The following is a 15,810-nucleotide window of genomic DNA, read 5'->3' as shown; positions in this document are numbered from 1 at the left end:
CGGTGGCGCCCCGGCCCGACTACGCCGCCGACCGTCGCCGTCAGCGCCGCTCGGCGGCCGCCTGGATCGCCGCGATCATCGTGCTCGCACTGTTCATGGGAATCGCGGGATGGTGGCTCGGCGCCGGCCGGCTCACCGACGTACCGACCGTGCAGGGGCTCGACCGGGCCGCCGCCGTCTCCGCGATCGAGACAGCCGGACTGGCCGGCGAGATCAGAGGCGAGTACTCCGACGACGTCCCGGTCGACACCGTCCTCGGTACCGATCCCACCGCAGGATCACGTGTGCCCGACGGCGACACGATCGCGCTGCTCGTGTCGCTCGGCAGGCCCACCGTTCCGTCCATCCCCGGCGCCGGGGAGAGATCCGTCGTCGAGGACGAACTGCGGCGTCGCACCTTCGAGCCGGTGGAGGGCGGCACCGCCTTCAGCACCACGGTGCCCGAGGGAGGCGTCGCCGCACTCGATCCCGCGCCGGGAACCGTCCTGCCCGTCGGGTCCGAGGTGAAGCTTGTGATGAGCAAGGGATCACCCCCGGTGACCCTGCCCGATCTCTCCGGACGCACGGTCGACGAGGCGCGGCGCATCCTCGACGATGCGGGACTGACCGTCGGGGAGATCCGGGAGGTCTTCGACGCCGACGTCGACGGGGGCCTCGTCGCCGGCACCGACCCGGCGGAGGGCGACGAGGTCAATGCCGGAGGAACGGTCACCCTCCTCGTATCCGATGCAGTGAAGGTGCCGTCGCTGTTGGGTCGTTCGGTGGGCTCGGCCCGCGAAGAACTCACCCGGCTCGGCTTCGAGGTCGAGGTGCGGCAGCTCGGCGACTCCGACCGGTCGGTCGTGATCGGCCAGAATCCCGGGGCGGGCCGGAGAGCGGAACAGGGCAGCACGATCACGTTGACCGCACTGCCCTGATCCGAGAGATGCTTCCCGCCTACCCGCGGAGCATCTCCGCGACCAGGAACGCGAGTTCGATCGACTGCTGCGTGTTCAGGCGCGGATCGCACGCCGTCTCGTAACGACCGTGCAGGTCGAGATCGGAGATGTCCTGGGCGCCGCCGAGGCATTCGGTGACGTTCTCACCGGTGAGCTCGACGTGGATGCCACCGGGATGCGTGCCGAGCGCGCGGTGTACCTCGAAGAAGCCCTGCACCTCGTCGACGATGCGGTCGAAGTGGCGCGTCTTGTAGCCGGTGGACGCCTCGTGGGTGTTGCCGTGCATCGGATCGCACTGCCAGATCACCTTGTGACCGGTGGACTCGACGCGCTCGATGATGCCGGGCAGCAGGTCGCGGACCTTCGAGTGCCCCATCCGGGAGATCAGGGTGAGCCGTCCCGGCGTGTTGTGCGGGTCGAGCCGCTCGACGTACTCGACGGCCATCTCCGGGGTGGTCGACGGACCGATCTTGAGGCCGATCGGGTTCGACAGCAGCTCCGCGAACGCGATGTGCGCGCCGTCGAGCTGACGGGTGCGATCACCGATCCACAGGAAGTGGGCCGACAGGTCGTACAGGCGCGGTTCGTCGCCCGAGTTGTCGAGGCGCAGCATCGCACGCTCGTAGTCGAGGACGAGGGCCTCGTGGCTGGCGTAGATCGTCGCCGCGCGCAGGTTCGGGTCGACGACGCCGCAGGCGTCCATGAACCGCAAGCCGCGATCGATCTCGGAGGCGAGCGCCTCGTAGCGGGCCCCGGCGGGCGAGGCCGAGACGAAGGCCCGGTTCCAGTCGTGCACGCGGTGCAGGTCGGCCTCGCCGGCCGCGGTGACAGCACGCACGAGGTTCATCGCGGCGCTCGCGTTCGCGTAGGCGCGCACGAGACGGGACGGATCGTGCCTGCGCACCTCGGGATCGGCGACCAGCGAGTTGACCATGTCGCCGCGGTAGGACGGCAGACCGAGCGCATCGGTGTCGGACGAGCGCGGCTTGGCGTACTGGCCGGCGATACGCGCGACCTTCACCACCGGCGTCGAGGCACCGTAGGTCAGCACCACCGCCATCTGCAGCAACGTGCGGATGTTGCCTTTGATGTGCGGCTCGGTGTTGTCCGCGAACGTCTCGGCACAGTCGCCGCCCTGCAGGAGGAAGGCTTCACCGCGGGCGACGGCGGCGAGCTGATTCTGCAGCTCCTCGACCTCGCGGGGCACGGTGATGGGGGGCACGCTCTCCAGCACGGTGCGCATCGCCGCGGCCTGCTCCTCGGGCCAGCCGGGCTGCTGCAGCGCCGGTTTCGCGAGCGCCGCGTCGAGGTTGGCACGCAGCTCCTCGGGCAACGGAGGAAGTTCGGGCAAGCGGTCGATCGGCACGTCGACAGTCCAGTTCACCCGTCCAGGATATGGCGTGACGGCCGGGAGCGGCGCAGCACCCCGTTACCCGCGTCACCGTGAACGACGAGCGGCCTCGATCGCCTCGAACTTCGCGAGGTTGTGGCGGGCGTCGGCGAGGGCGTCGTGATTGTCGTCCGGAACCGGGGGCAGGGGTGGGGAACCCGAGTCCTCCCAGTGCTGCCTGAGTTCGCGGGTGTAGCGGGGCAGGACGTCCGGAAGATCGGGCATCGTGCCCCACAACTGCGCGAGGACGACGTGGTCGTAGGCCCCGATCCATGCCCACAGCTCGGGTCGGATACCCGGCCGGGGCACGAGGAACTTCAGCAGGTCGTCGCGGATCCTCGACCGCGACTTCCACGCGGGGTGCGCCGGCGGCGGCAGCTTCGGCAGCACGTTGCGGCGCACCCAGGCACCGGCCCGGGACGGGTCGAACTCGGTCGACACCGCGTAGAACTCGCGGCCGTCCTCGCAGGCGACACCGATCGAGACGAGTTCGATCGTGCGACCGTCCTCGATGAATTCACAGTCGTAGAAGTAGCGCACCTGCTCACCCGGCGCGGGTGTCGGGAATACGGTCCGCGACGGGACCGCCCGGCGGCGGGGTGACGGCCTCGGACTCCGACGCGCCTGCCTCCCCGGCCGTACCCGGGCCGTCCGCCACGCCCGGCGTGCTCTTCAGGGTCGCGGCGTAGATGTCGACGTACTCCTGGCCCGACAACTGCATGAGCGAGTACATGACCTCGTCGGTGACGGTGCGCTCGACGAACCTGTTGCCGCCCATGCCCTCGAACCGGGAGAAATCGATGGGCTTGCCGATCCGCACGGTGATCTTCGCCGGTCGCCACATCTTCGAGCCGATGGGGTTCATCCGGTCGGTTCCGATCATGGCGACGGGGATCACGGGGACGCCGGTCTCGAGCGCCAGTCGCGCCAGGCCGGTCTTGCCCTTGTAGAGACGTCCGTCGGGTGAGCGGGTGCCCTCGGGGTAGATGCCGAGCAGCTTTCCCTGGCCGAGAACCCGGACGCCGGCATTGAGCGCGTCCTGCGCGGCATCGGCGCCGGTGCGGTCGATGGGGACCTGCCCGACCGAAGAGAAGAACCAGCGCTGGAAGGCGCCCTTGGGACCGGCACCGGTGAAGTACTCGCTCTTGGCCAGGAAGGTGATCCGCCGTCGCACGAGGAGGGGAAGGTAGAACGAGTCGAGGACCGCGCGGTGATTACTGGCCAGGATCGCCGGGCCGTGCGCCGGAATGTTCTCGCCGCCTTCGAAGGTCGGACGACCTATGAGCCACAGCAACGGTCCCAGGAGGACGTATTTGAACAGCCAGTACCACATGGCATCCTTCCCGAATCCGATCTTCCCCCCACGCGGATCGGTGCAGCACCGCCCGCCGGTCGACTCTACGACGATGCGGCCGCCACACGCACATCACCGAGGTGCCCGACCCCACGCTTTCGACCTCGACGTGACGATAATCTCATCCGCTGAACGGGATCACGGGGTTCCGCACACCTCGGCGCGGGCCAGATCCGCGGCACCGATCAGCCCTGCGGCATCACCGAGCTGCGCCACCCGTACCCGCGCGAGGGGACGGTGCCCGGCACCGGTGGTGACGGCCGCATAGTGTTCGCGCGCAGCATCGAGGAACAGCGGCGCGGAGCCGGAGACCCCTCCCCCGATGACGACGAGTTCGGGGTCGTAGACGTCGGCGACGAGCGCCAGTCCGAGCCCGAGCCTGCGGGCGAAGTCGTCGAACGCCGCGAGCGCGACGGGATCGCCGTCGTGGGCGGCCCCGGCGATCCGCCGTCCGGTGAGCGATCCCGGATCCGCGGCGATCTCGCCGGCGAGCACGGAACGTCCGGGATCCGCCGCGAGCATTTCGACGGTCGTGTCCACGAGACCTGTTCCGCTGCAATATCGCTCCCAGCAACCGCGCTTTCCGCACGGGCAGGGACGGCCGTCGGGATCGACCTGCAGGTGCCCGAGTTCGGGGGCCACACCGTACGCACCGCGATAGATCCTGCCGTCGAGCAGCAGGGCAGCACCGATTCCCGTTCCGAGTGCCACCATCACCGCGATCCCGCTGCCTGCGGCGGCACCGAAGCGGTACTCGGCCCAGGCTGCGGCGTTGGCGTCGTGTTCGAGGACGACCGGCAGCCCGAAGCGCGCGGTCAGCGTCTGCGCGAGTGGCGTCTCCCGCCAGGGCAGGTGGGGCGCGAACCGCACCGTGGTGCGGTCTTCGGTCAGGAAGCCCGCGACCCCCAGCCCGACCGCCGCGATGTCGTTGCGACCACGCAGGTGATCGACGAGACGATGCAGAGCGTTCTCGAGGGCGACCGCGGAGGACGGCGTCTGCGTGCGCACACTGTCGGCGACCTCGCCGTTCCGATCGACGGCCGCGGCACGAATACTCGTTCCACCGATATCGATCCCCACCGTGAGCACAGCGCCGTTCCCGTGGCCGATGCTCACGGCCGGACGTTGACGGAGATCGGCACGAAGGCCGCACGCTCACGCGTCGGCGGATCGGGCGTGGGCTCCGGTGGGTTGCCGCCGGTCGCGGACAGGAACTGCGAGAGGAACTCACGGAGCAGCGCGATCAGAGCCGCCAACTTGGTCGCCAGCCTGGTGACGAGCTCATGGTTCTCGCCGCGTACCAGCGCTGCAGCCGCGCAGAGCGGACACCACGCGCACCCACCCGGGGTCGCTGCCGAGTCAGGAGCGCTCGAAGGCGCTGCCGACCCGGAAGCGGAGTCGTCGGCGGGTGGGACGGCGAACTGCTGCACCGCACCCTCGACGCGGTCGAGCACGGCGTCGGCGAGCAGCAACAGCTCGGAGAGCAGAGCTTCGTGATCGTCTCTCACAGCGGCCACACCGCCGGATCCGGTACGAAGCGCACCACCAGATCGGTGCCGTCGAACTCGGCTTCGGAGACCGTGCACCGCCGCAGCCCCGACGCGAGTCGCACCCGGCGGCGCATGCCGTCGGCGCCGACGACCAGGTCGTCGCCGATGCGTCCGAGTGTCAGGGACGCGGGGTCGGCGAGTGGGAGGTACATGCGCATCGCGTACACCGATTCCACCCCCGTTCCCGATTCGTGCTGCACCCGGACCGGATCGCCGGTGTCCGACGAGGGTGCGGGTGGGTCGCGGCGGAGCGCCGCAGCGAGCTCCTCCAGAGCTTCCAACCCTACCGGCTCGGCTGCACGGCGCTCGCACACGATCACGGGGACGTCGGTGACGGTCGTCGTGATCTCCTCCACGACCGCCTCGTGCGCGGCCCGCTGGTCGGCGAGCAGTCGCGCCGCCGCACCCGATCCACCCACCGAGGGAATGACTCCGTTGATCACGACCGCCTCGACCCGGATGCCGGACAGGGCGAGCCACGACCGCACCCTGCGCAGTTCGGCACGACCGGCGCGATCAGGCGTCGCCACGATCACCGCCGTGCTGCGTCGACGATCGTCGAGCAGGTCGCGTACCGCGGCGATGCCCGAGAGCAGCCGGTCGAACAGGGCGACGAAGACGGCCGTCCGGGGGTCGGGGCCGGTGGTGGCCGCGACCCGGCTGTGCTGCGGCCAGACCCGTTCCAGATAGTCGGCCACCGTGCGCGGCGCGGCGAGAGTGCGCAGGGCGTCGGCCGAGGCCGGCGCGTCGACGACGATATGGGACCACTTTCCGGTGTCCGAGAGTCGCGCGACCTCCGAGAGCACCAGGAGCTCCTGGACGCCGGGCAGGCCGGTCAGTTCGTCGGGCTCGGGCAGGTCGAACTGCTCGGCGTGTTCGTGGGTCCCGGCGAGCGCCGCCATCGATGCGAGGACCGCATAGCGCGACCGGAGCAGCTGCAGCGCATCGATCTCCACCATGTCGAGTTTCTCCTCGACGGTCCGGATGCCGGACCCGCCGGCGTCCCGGCTCGTGGCCGGGGGCAGGTCGAGCACGTCGCCGAGCGAGTGCGCCTGGTCGATCGAGACGACGAGCACGGGCTCCCCCGCGCGGGCGGTCGCGAGCGCCTCGGCCGCGGCCACGGTCGTCTTCCCGGTGCCGCCCTTGCCGAGGAACCATCGCACGCGGGCCGGGGCGGGCCGGACGTTCAGCCCTCCACCTGCTTCTTGAGTTCCTTCAGCGCGGTGTCGGTGATGACCTTCTCCGCCTTGCGCTTGAACAGACCGATCATCGGAATCGTGAGGTCCACCGTGAGCTGGTAGTCGACGACGGTGGTGCCGTCGGCGGTCTCGGTCAGCACGTACGAGCCCGACTGCGCCTTCTGGATCTCGCCGCTCTCGAGATCCCAGCTCACGGCGCGGTTGTCGGGCGCCCACTTGTACCGCAGGACGTAGGTGTCCTTGACGATGCCGGCGTCCAGGACGAAGCGCACGCGCTCTGCCCGCCCGTCGGGGCGGTGTTCCACCACCTCCACGGTCTTCGCCGCCGACACCCAGGTGGGATAGGCATCGAAATCTGCGATGACCTTCATGACACGCTCGGCCGGCGCGTCGATGGTGATCGACCTCTTCGTCTTCTCGGCCATGTGGTGACGGCTCCCTTTCTCGGTCCCTCGGGTGTACACCGATCAGTCCCGTTCCGACGGTCTATCACACACTCTGCGGACAACGGTATCGGCACTTCGGTCCGTCAGGAGCGCGGTGGCTCACCCGCCGGACGACCGGCCTCGAGACGCTGCTTGACCTCGAAGGTCATCACCTTTCCCTGGACCCGGCGCGTCCGGTTCATGGCGGCGAGGTCGAGACCCGCCACGCGCTCGGGTGGGACACCAGCCGGTTCGCAGTGCAGGAAGTAGTGGATCACCGCGCCGTCGAGGACCGGTTCGAGCCACACTTCCATCGTCCCGTCGAGCGGGCCCGACACCGTCCACCGGATGCCCTTCTCGGCACGGTCCTCACGCACGGTCAGCGTGAGATCGGGCCACCAGGCACGCCACCGATCGGGCGCCGCGACCTCCTCGGCGATGCGCTCCGGGGGCGCCGCTACGAAGGTCTGATCCGCCACCTGAATGCTGCTCACGCAGGACAGCTTCACACATCGCGCCTCCGGCCCGTCCGGTCACCCCGCCGACGGCGCCACGGTCTCGCTCGGTGGCGTCGCGGCGTCGAGATATCCGCGCAATCTCGCTCCCAGGACGTCCCATCTCCAGTCGGTGGACACCCACTCGCGACCGGCCGCGCCCATCGCGGCGGCACGGTCGGGATCGGCGAGGATGCCGGACACGGCGGTGGCGACCGCCGTCACCGCGGTGCCGTCGACGACGTACCCGGTCCGGCCGTCCCGCACCGTCTCCGGGGCCCCGCCCGATCTGCCGGCCACGACGGGGACACCGGTCGCGGACGCCTCGAGGTAGACGATGCCCAGGCCCTCGACGTCGAGACCGCCGCCGCGGGTGCGACACGGCATCGCGAACACGTCGGCGACGGTGTGGTGCGCGGCGAGTTCGGCTGCCGGCACGGTGCCGGTGAACACGACATGGTCCTCCACGCCGGCGCGGCGGGCGAGCTCGCGCAGTCGCGACTCGTACGGTCCGCCGCCGACGATGACGAGGACGGCACCGTCGATGCGCGTGCGGATCGCGGGCAGCGCACGGATGAGCACGTCCTGCCCCTTGCGCGGTACGAGGCGCGACAGGCACAGCACGGTGGGCCGGTCGCCGAGTCCGTAACGTGCCCGCAGGTCGGCGCGCGCTCCCGGATCGGGCCGGAAGACATCCGTGTCGACTCCGGACGGCAGGTGTTCGAGGCCGGCCTCGGGACCGAACGCGGAGGCGAAACGTCCCCGGGTGTAGCGGCTGACGTAGGTGACGGTGTCGGTATGGTCGCCGATCTGCCGCAGGGCCTGGCGGGCGGCGGGCAGCATCGACCACCCCACCTCGTGGCCGTGTGTGCTGGCGACGATGCGGTGGGCTCCGGCGCGGCGCATCACGGGCGCCAGCAACGCCAACGGCGCGGCGGCTCCGAACCAGACGGTGTCGCAGTCGTGTTCGACGAGCAGGCGGGTGGCGCGGCGGGCGACGTCGGGGGTGGGCAGCATCAGCGTCGTGGAATGACGGACGACCTCGAAGGGAGCCCGCGCGTCGAATTTCACGTGGCTGTCGCCGCGCCAGCGCGGTGCGTAGACGACGAGGTCGTCGGACGGCAGCTGGTTCGCGAAGGCGTGCAGATAGGACTGGATGCCACCGGGGCGGGGCGGGAAATCGTTCGTCACCAGCAGGGTTCGCGACATGGGTCCACCGTAGAAGCAGCGGGACGCGCGCGCGTGGACGGGTCCCGCCCCGGCACGGGCCGATCAGTGGGTGTCGCGGAGTCGGCCTCCGAGCCAGCGTCCCCAGCCCTCCACGAACTCGGTGGTGTCGACGCCGAGCAGTTCGGTGAGCACGTCGTCGAGCTTCTCGTCCGTGGCAGGACCCGCGGCGAGGGCGCGGTACAGGGCGACCAGCCTGTCGTGTCCGAACTCGTCGGCGGTGTACGCGGCGATCGACCAGGCGGTCTCGTAGGCGAGCGCCGAGCGTTCGCCGGTGAAATCGCCGTCGGCCGGCAGCGACACCGGTACACCCGACGACCGAACCTGCCGGGTCAGCGTCGGTGCGATCCGCCGGACGTCGAGCTCCTCCGCTGTCGCGCGGTGGCCGACGTAGTCGGCGAAACCCTCGAGAACCCACATCGGCGAACCGTCCACCGTGCCGGCCCGCGCGGCGACGTGCACCGTCTCGTGGGCGAGCACGGTTCTCCGCGAGGTGTCGTCGAGCCGCTCGCTCGCAGCCGGGTTGAAGACGATGCGCTGACCGGTGGCGATCCCGTGCCCGTGATCCACGTCGTCGGAGACCGCGACGGCAGCGATGTCGTCGCCGTCGTGCCGCGGCCCGACGAGGTGCGAGAACTCCTCGCGCGAGGAGGTCACGACGACCAGCGCGCGCCGCGGCCAGGTGTCGCCCCACAGGTCGTCGACGGCCTCCACCACGGACGGCAGGTCGTCGGCGAGGTCGTCCACGAACGACGCGTTGTCCGGGTGCCCGATCACGAGCGAACGTCCGCCCTCGGTCTGTGCGGTCGCGACGTGGAGCGGACCGTGGTCCCACGGTCCCCGCCAGGTCGCGGTCTCCGCCCCGGCGAGGGCCGGCGCGTCGTCGGCGATCCGCCAGCCGTGCGGCCGGTGGACGAACAGCACGGTCACGGGCCGGCGGGTGGGTACGTCGTCGATGCCGTCCACAGCGAACCGGAGGTGGACGCGGTGGGCCCGGACCTCGTCGGCGCCGAACCGGGCGACGACCTCGGGCGGCAGGGGCAACGCCGAGTCGGGGGCGAGTTCGTACCCGAAGTCGGTGAGAGGAACGGAGGCGATTGCCGCGATCCGCTCCCGCTCGGAGGCGAGGAGCGCCGGGGACGCGGCGTCGATCAACCGGGTGAGGAACGCGTCGTCGCCGGTCCGGACGGCACGGCTCCAGTCGTCCAGCACGACCTGCAGTTCGGCCCGTACCCGGCTGTCGGCGTCGTCGGTGTCCGCCGGGTCGACGGCCAGCAGCAGGCCTGCCGTGACCAGTGCGACGACCAGCCCGGCCAGGCCGAGACGTTCCCACCGGCGGGTACCGGCGGGAGAGGACGATCGCGCGGGCACCGCGTCAGTCTAGGTCGACGTCCGGGCGGCGCCCGGGGCGACCTCGGCAGTCGGCGCCGACGTGGCGGCGAATCAGTACCGGCGGGCGCTGTGGAACGGGAACCGATCGATCGACTGGACCTTCACCGGTACACCGAAGGTCGAGGCATGCACCATGTTGCCGTCGCCGACGTACATGCCCACGTGGGAGGCATCGTCGTAGAAGATGACGAGGTCGCCGGGCTGCAGATTCTCGCGGGAGACGGGGGCGCCGCCCTGCGCCTGGGCCTGACTGGAGCGGGGCAGCGCCTTGCCGACCTGCTTGTACGCCCAGACCATGAGGCCCGAACAGTCGAACTGATCGGGGCCGGTCGCGCCCCAGACGTACGGGGAGCCGATGCGGGACAGGGCCGCCCGGAGGGCGGCGCCGTTGCTGCCGGGGACGAGGTGCTGCAGGATCTTCTCGGCGTCGAGGCCCGGCGGGAAGGGAGTGCCGGCGAGTTCGGCCTTCTCCGCGTCGCTCAGCGCTTCGAAAGCATCGAGAACTCCCTCGATCTGCTGCTCGAGTTCGGCCTGACGCCGCTGGAGTTCGTCGCGGAGTGTCTGGGCCTGCGCGGCGGCGGCATGTGCCTCGTCGGCGGCGTGCTGCGCGGCCACGGCGGCCTCGGCCGCGGCGGCGGTGGCGGTCCGGAACCCTTCGACCTCGCGCGAGGTCTGTTCACCGAGGACGTCGAGCAGCACCATCTGGTCGAGCATCTGCTGAGGCGAGTCGCTCACCATCACGGCGAAGAGCCGGTTGGTGCGCGCGCCGCGGTAGTTGGCCCGCGCGAGCTTGTCGACGGTGGGCTTGAAGCGGGCGATGTCGGCGCGAGCGCCGGCCAGGGCCTCGTCGGCCTGGGCAGCGCGAGTATCGGCCTCCTGCTGCGCCGCGACCTTCGCTTCGAGATCCGCACCCGCGGCGTGCAACGCTTCGGTGGCCTGCTCGCTGCGACGCGACAGATCGGCGAGGTGGTCGAGTCGCGCGGCGGGGGTCTCCCCCGGTGGTTGCGCCGCCGCCGGCGCGAGAGTGAGACCGAGGACCATCATCACGAGGGCCACGACGAGCGCCGGGCGGCGCGCGGCCCGTACTCCCGGCCTGCCCTGCGCTCTCGGCCTGCCCTGCACTCGCATGAGGTGCTTCGTCCTGTCGGAAACCACGAGGGCTCGAATCCTTTCCCGGGCGTCCTTGATCATCCGCAACTGCCGATCGAAGGTCTCGATCAGGTTACGGAATCGCATAGGTTTGTGTCTACCTGCGAGTAGCCATCACGCGCGGCGACTTTGTGTGCAAGCGGACGGACATGGCTACGGGCCGCACACGCAGACATCCGAGAAGGGTGGGTCCGGTTGGTACCGGACCCACCCTTCTCGGAGATGATGCGTCGGAGCGGAGGCGGGAAACGCCGTCCGATCGGAGGCGACGTGCGGTCAGAAGCGACGCGCTCCGTCGACGGGCATCGAGTTCAGCGGCGCGATCTTCACCGGCTGGCTGGAGGTGGAGGCGTGCACGATGTTGCCGCCGCCGATGTAGATGCCGGTGTGGCTGCCTCCGTAGAACGACACGACGTCGCCGGGCTGGAGAGCCGCGACATCGATGGGGGTACCGGCGGAAGCCTGCTCGTAGCTGGTGCGCGGGACGCTGAGGCCGGCCTGCTTGAAGGCCCACTGCACGAGACCCGAGCAGTCGAAGGAGCTCGGTCCGGCAGCGCCGTAGACGTAGGGGGCGCCGATCTTCGACTGCGCAGCGTCGGCAGCACGCTGTCCGACGGAGCCGAGGGGGGCGGTGAAGGCAGCGGCCTGAGGCGCGGGGGCACCCTCGGCGGCCGGCGGAACGAGGTTGGCGATCTCCGGCGGCACGGTCACACCGGCCGGGAGGTCGAACGTTCCGACACCGGGAATGTTGATGGGCTCGGCCATCGCCGGGCCGGCCGAGACGGTGACTGCTCCGAGAGCAATGGCACCGGCGACAAGGGCGCGCCGGACGGTGCGCTTGCTGTTGTTCGAAACCACGAGGGGACGTTCTCCGTTTCTTCCGTTCACCCGCCGACCGAGTTAGCTGACGGGTTCGGGCCGGAAGATCAGCCCTACTCCTCGCCGCGACGGGCGGAGGAGATTCACCCCAAGAACTACGTGGGTCCCCGGCTCGCCACTCCCGAAGCCGGGGAGGGGCGATTAGGCGGTAACCGTGCGGCTCCGACCCGGGGGTGGGGCGGAAAACTCTCCGCTCGGTCTCGAAAAGATTACGAAACGGCATCGGTGAAGTCGACCGCCCCGCCGCGCCACCCGACCGCTTCGACCGATTCCTGGGAGAACACTGCCGTAGGGCGACGGTCCGATAACGGCGCGGTAACGAGCACTGCCCGGCCCTCTTTCATCCCGAGGACGTCACTACCCGATTCGTCCGGGTCCACTCCGGAAGAAGCAGGTCAGGACACCGCTACCCGGAGAGGCCGGCCGGAACGGACCGTCCGATTCGCCGGATTGCTTCTCTCGCAGGCCGATCGGTCTGTTTTCGGGGGCTTCGTCCGATTCTCGCGACGGCAGAAAAAGGGTGTGATCCTCGTCTCGTGAGGGTTCGGGAGCCCGCCCGGTAGGTTGTCGGTGTCGCTTCCTAGGCTCGCCGCATGACCTCGCCGCAACCATCGGCCCTCGGCGTGCAACTGGGTTTCGACGAGCTCGACACACCCCTGCGCGACACCACCTTCGTCGTCGTCGACCTCGAGACGACCGGCGGGAAGGCAGCCGAGGACGCCATCACCGAGATCGGTGCGGTGAAGATCCGTGCCGGCGAGGTGCTCGGCGAGTTCGCGACCCTCGTCGATCCCGGGCGTCCCATTCCTCCGTACATCGTGCAACTCACCGGCATCACCACTGCGATGGTCTACGCGGCCCCCAGGATCGAGGAGGTGCTGCCCGCCTTCCTCGAGTTCGCGTCCGGATCGGTGCTCGTCGCGCACAACGCCGGTTTCGACGTCGGATTTCTCCAGGCGGCTGCCGCCCGGTGCCGGCTGGCATGGCCCCGCTTCCAGGTGCTGTGCACCGTCAAGCTGGCCCGTCGCGTCCTCGGGCGCGACGAGGCGCCGTCGGTGAAGCTCTCCGCGCTGGCCGAGCTGTTCAGGGTCTCCACCGTGCCCACCCACCGCGCGCTCGACGACGCACGGGCCACCGTGGACGTGCTGCACGCCCTCATCGAACGAGTCGGCAACCAGGGGGTCCACAGCCTCACCGAGTTGCGCGACTACATGCCGGTGGTCACCGCCGAGCAACGGGCCAAACGCGCACTCGCCGCACACCTTCCACGCAAGCCCGGTGTCTACATGTTCCGGGGGCCGTCCGACGAGGTGTTGTACGTCGGCACGGCGGTCGACCTGCACCGGCGCGTCCGTACCTATTTCACGGGCTCCGAGACGCGGCCGCGGCTGCGGGAGATGGTCGCGCTCACCACTCGCATCGATCATGTCGAATGCGCCCACGGGCTCGAGGCCGGCGTCCGCGAACTGCGGCTGATCGCCGCACACACCCCTCCGTACAACCGCCGGTCGAAGTATCCGATGCGCGGCTGGTGGATCATCCTCACCGACGAGGCGTTTCCGCGCCTCGCTGTGAGCCGCACTCCCGGACCCGACGCGATCGGCCCGTTCTCGGTACGCGCCGACGCCGCGGACGTCGCGGCGCTGCTCGCGCAGATGTGTGGTCTGCGCACGTGCACACGCAGGATCGGCCGCACGGCCCGTCACGGCGACCGTTGCCCGCCCGTCGCCGTCGGGGGCTGCGCAGCGGCGCGCTTCGGGGTCCAGGACGCCTCCGCCTATGCAACCCAGGTCGAGGGCGTGCGCGCGGTCGTCCGCGGCCTCGCCGACGATGCCGTCGAGGCGGTGCACGAGCACCTCGACACCCTCGTACGCGACCAGCTGTTCGAGAATGCCGCCCGGCTGCGCGACCGGCTCGCCGCCGCCCTCGTCGCGCTGCGGCGCACCCAACGCCTGGCTTCGCTGGCGGCCGTCGACGAACTCGTCGCCGCGCGTCCGCGCGCCGAGGGCGGGTGGGAGTTCGCGGTGATCCGCGCAGGCCGGCTCGCGTCCGCCGGCGTGGCGCCGCGCGGCGTGCGTCCGATGCCCGTCGTGGAGGCGATCGTCGCCGGTGCCGAGACGGTGCGGCCGTCACCGGGACCGCTGCGCGGCGCGTCCCCGGAGGAGATCGGTCTGGTCGCGCGATGGCTCGACGGTGAGGGCACCCGCATCGTCCGTGCGAGCCGGGGCTGGTGCGAGCCGACCCGAGGTGCGGGCCGATGGAGTGCGTGGGCCGAACTCGCGCGTGAGGCCCGCGCGGTCCGCAGGCTCCTCTCCGCGGACTCGTCCCACCGCTTAGGCTGATGCAATCCCCGAGGAAGGTTGAAGGAGACCCCCATGATCAACGCGATCGTCCTGATCGATGCCGAGGCGAACCGTATCCCCGAGACCGCGCAAGCGGTCGCCGACCTCGACGGCGTCGACACGGTGTACTCCTGCGCGGGCGACGTCGACCTCGTGGCGGTGGTCCGCGTCCGCGACCACGAGAAGATCGCGGATGTCGTCACCCGGGGCATCAACAAGATCGACGGCGTGACGAAGACCGTCACCCACATCGCCTTCCAGTCGTATTCGAGCGCCGACGTCGAGGCCGGCTTCTCGATCGGGAACTGACACCCCGCAGCACCACCGACGACCGACGGGCCCGCACCGATGCAGTGCGGGCCCGTCGTTCGTGTGTCCTTACTCTTCTCCGGTCATTTCTGTCCGGCACCCAGCCGCGTGGTGACCTCGGCCCACTGCTCCAGGACGGCCGTGGCCCGGCCGCTGTCGATCGCCTCTGCCGCCGTCTCGAGCCCGGCCGTGAGGGCATCCTCGAGAACGCCGTCGACGCCCCGGAAGGCTGCGATCGCCCCGGCGGCGTTGAGAAGCACGGCCTCACGTACAGGGCCCTTCTCCCCCGCCAGGACGGCCCGCGCGATCGCCGCGTTCTCCGTGGCGTCGCCTCCACGGAGCGCCTCGAGCGGAACCCGGTCGATACCGAGATCGCGCGGATCGAGTGTCACGACCCGGACCTTCCCGCCGTGGACGATGTGCACGCGCGAGGTCGTGGAGGTGGTCAGTTCGTCGAGTCCGTCGTCGCCTCGCACGACGAGCGCCGAGTTGCCGCGCTGCGCGAGCACGCCTGCGACGGTCGGGACGAGCGGTTCGAACGCGCACCCGATCAGACCGGCACCCGGCCGGGCCGGATTGGTGAGTGGACCGAGGACGTTGAAGACCGTCGGGATGCCGATCTGCTTGCGCGGTGCGGCCGCGAACCGCAGTGCCGGGTGGTAGACGGGCGCGAAGCAGAATCCGATTCCGGCCTCGGCGACCGAATGGGCCACCTCGTCGGGCCCCAGGTCGATGTGCACGCCGAGAGCCTCGAGCACGTCGGCGCCTCCGCTCTTGGAGGAGGCGGCACGGTTGCCGTGCTTGACGACCCGGATGCCCGCCGCGGCCACGACGAGCGAGGCCATCGTCGAGATGTTGACGGTGTTCGCGCGGTCGCCACCGGTGCCCACGATGTCGACGACGTCGCTGTCGACCGGAACCAGCCGGGCGTAGTCGAGCATCGTGTCGGCGAGTGCCCGCACCTCGTCGGGGGTCTCGCCCTTCATCTTCAGCGCGACACCGAATGCCGCGATCTGGGCGGGCGTGGCGTTGTCGGAGAAGATCTCGCTCATCGCCCATCGCGCCTCGTCGGCCGACAGGTTCCGTCCGGCGGTGAGCGCTCCCAGCACGGAGGGCCAGTTCCGGGTCACCTCGTCCGCGTCTCGCGTCGCGTTCATCGCAC

The 15,810-nt window shown here is 70.4% G+C and carries 16 protein-coding genes and 1 riboswitch; of the genes, 3 read left to right on the top strand and 13 right to left on the bottom strand.

Annotation, left to right across the window (positions count from 1 at the left end; translation table 11 throughout):
* Positions 1–917, top strand: a 917-nt coding sequence (locus A8G18_RS12795; RefSeq protein ID WP_157100853.1) for a Stk1 family PASTA domain-containing Ser/Thr kinase, incomplete at its 5' end; no start/stop codon positions are given.
* A gap of 19 nt (positions 918–936) precedes the next feature.
* On the opposite strand, the gene A8G18_RS12790 is transcribed toward A8G18_RS12795, so the two are convergent.
* The 12 genes from A8G18_RS12790 to A8G18_RS12735 all read right to left on the bottom strand — a co-directional run bounded on the left by A8G18_RS12790 (position 937) and on the right by A8G18_RS12735 (position 11,976).
* On the bottom strand, positions 937–2,322 hold the full coding sequence (locus A8G18_RS12790) for a class II 3-deoxy-7-phosphoheptulonate synthase (protein ID WP_016933765.1): 1,386 nt from the start codon (positions 2,320–2,322) through the stop codon (positions 937–939).
* Between the two features lie 54 nt (positions 2,323–2,376).
* Positions 2,377–2,868 carry a polyadenylate-specific 3'-exoribonuclease AS gene (locus tag A8G18_RS12785; protein WP_064064165.1) on the bottom strand — a complete coding sequence of 164 codons (492 nt, stop codon included), beginning with the start codon at positions 2,866–2,868 and terminating at the stop codon, positions 2,377–2,379.
* Between the two features lie 4 nt (positions 2,869–2,872).
* Positions 2,873–3,661, bottom strand: coding sequence for a lysophospholipid acyltransferase family protein (locus tag A8G18_RS12780; RefSeq protein WP_064064164.1), 789 nt, complete (start codon positions 3,659–3,661; stop codon positions 2,873–2,875).
* 159 nt (positions 3,662–3,820) lie between these two features.
* Entirely contained in the window at positions 3,821–4,798 is a 978-nt protein-coding gene (locus tag A8G18_RS12775; protein WP_242496664.1) for an ROK family protein, read from the bottom strand.
* On the bottom strand, positions 4,795–5,199 hold the full coding sequence (locus A8G18_RS12770; protein WP_064064163.1) for a hypothetical protein: 405 nt from the start codon (positions 5,197–5,199) through the stop codon (positions 4,795–4,797). The genes A8G18_RS12775 and A8G18_RS12770 overlap by 4 nt, the downstream gene beginning before the upstream one ends.
* A complete protein-coding gene (locus A8G18_RS12765) occupies positions 5,187–6,395 on the bottom strand; it encodes an ArsA family ATPase (protein ID WP_064064162.1) in 1,209 nt (402 codons plus the stop codon). The genes A8G18_RS12770 and A8G18_RS12765 overlap by 13 nt, the downstream gene beginning before the upstream one ends.
* Positions 6,396–6,418: 23 nt before the next feature.
* Positions 6,419–6,856, bottom strand: coding sequence for an SRPBCC family protein (locus A8G18_RS12760; protein WP_064064161.1), 438 nt, complete (start codon positions 6,854–6,856; stop codon positions 6,419–6,421).
* A 104-nt stretch (positions 6,857–6,960) separates the two neighbouring features.
* The gene (locus A8G18_RS12755) at positions 6,961–7,350 is read right to left on the bottom strand and encodes a hypothetical protein (RefSeq protein ID WP_064064179.1); all 390 of its coding nucleotides are present in this window, start codon (positions 7,348–7,350) and stop codon (positions 6,961–6,963) included.
* A gap of 39 nt (positions 7,351–7,389) precedes the next feature.
* Complete coding sequence (locus A8G18_RS12750; protein ID WP_064064160.1) at positions 7,390–8,559, bottom strand: glycosyltransferase family 4 protein; 1,170 nt, start codon at positions 8,557–8,559, stop codon at positions 7,390–7,392.
* A gap of 63 nt (positions 8,560–8,622) precedes the next feature.
* Positions 8,623–9,948 (bottom strand): hypothetical protein, encoded by a 1,326-nt coding sequence (locus A8G18_RS12745; RefSeq protein WP_064064159.1) that lies wholly within the window; start codon positions 9,946–9,948, stop codon positions 8,623–8,625.
* Positions 9,949–10,020: 72 nt separating this feature from the next.
* Positions 10,021–11,013, bottom strand: coding sequence for a C40 family peptidase (locus A8G18_RS12740; RefSeq protein ID WP_064064178.1), 993 nt, complete (start codon positions 11,011–11,013; stop codon positions 10,021–10,023).
* Between the two features lie 381 nt (positions 11,014–11,394).
* Positions 11,395–11,976 (bottom strand): C40 family peptidase, encoded by a 582-nt coding sequence (locus A8G18_RS12735; protein WP_016935484.1) that lies wholly within the window; start codon positions 11,974–11,976, stop codon positions 11,395–11,397.
* A 15-nt stretch (positions 11,977–11,991) separates the two neighbouring features.
* Positions 11,992–12,155, bottom strand: a riboswitch (cyclic di-AMP (ydaO/yuaA leader).
* A 435-nt stretch (positions 12,156–12,590) separates the two neighbouring features.
* Here A8G18_RS12735 and A8G18_RS12730 point away from each other — a divergent pair.
* Together A8G18_RS12730 and A8G18_RS12725 are read left to right on the top strand one after the other, a co-directional pair.
* Positions 12,591–14,339 (top strand): DEDD exonuclease domain-containing protein, encoded by a 1,749-nt coding sequence (locus A8G18_RS12730; RefSeq protein ID WP_084421762.1) that lies wholly within the window; start codon positions 12,591–12,593, stop codon positions 14,337–14,339.
* A gap of 33 nt (positions 14,340–14,372) precedes the next feature.
* Positions 14,373–14,648, top strand: a complete 276-nt coding sequence (locus tag A8G18_RS12725; protein WP_016693842.1) for an Lrp/AsnC family transcriptional regulator — start codon at positions 14,373–14,375, stop codon at positions 14,646–14,648.
* Positions 14,649–14,731: 83 nt separating this feature from the next.
* Here A8G18_RS12725 and trpD read toward each other — a convergent pair whose 3' ends face one another.
* On the bottom strand, positions 14,732–15,805 hold the full coding sequence (gene trpD / locus A8G18_RS12720; protein ID WP_064064158.1) for an anthranilate phosphoribosyltransferase: 1,074 nt from the start codon (positions 15,803–15,805) through the stop codon (positions 14,732–14,734).
* Positions 15,806–15,810: the final 5 nt, after the last annotated feature.

Origin of the sequence: Rhodococcus gordoniae (assembly GCF_001646655.1) — a bacterium.
GTDB classification, from domain to species: Bacteria; Actinomycetota; Actinomycetes; order Mycobacteriales; family Mycobacteriaceae; genus Rhodococcus; species Rhodococcus gordoniae.
Note: the sequence above shows the minus strand (reverse complement) of the source record. Positions and strands in the feature narration are given on the sequence as shown.

Coding starts and splice junctions, on each gene's coding strand:
- trpD (WP_064064158.1), bottom strand. CDS start 15,805: ATGAACGCGACGCGAGACGCGGACGAGGTGACCCGGAACTGGCCCTCC.
- A8G18_RS12725 (WP_016693842.1), top strand. CDS start 14,373: ATGATCAACGCGATCGTCCTGATCGATGCCGAGGCGAACCGTATCCCC.
- A8G18_RS12730 (WP_084421762.1), top strand. CDS start 12,591: ATGACCTCGCCGCAACCATCGGCCCTCGGCGTGCAACTGGGTTTCGAC.
- A8G18_RS12760 (WP_064064161.1), bottom strand. CDS start 6,856: ATGGCCGAGAAGACGAAGAGGTCGATCACCATCGACGCGCCGGCCGAG.
- A8G18_RS12750 (WP_064064160.1), bottom strand. CDS start 8,559: ATGTCGCGAACCCTGCTGGTGACGAACGATTTCCCGCCCCGCCCCGGT.
- A8G18_RS12740 (WP_064064178.1), bottom strand. CDS start 11,013: ATGATGGTCCTCGGTCTCACTCTCGCGCCGGCGGCGGCGCAACCACCG.
- A8G18_RS12780 (WP_064064164.1), bottom strand. CDS start 3,661: ATGTGGTACTGGCTGTTCAAATACGTCCTCCTGGGACCGTTGCTGTGG.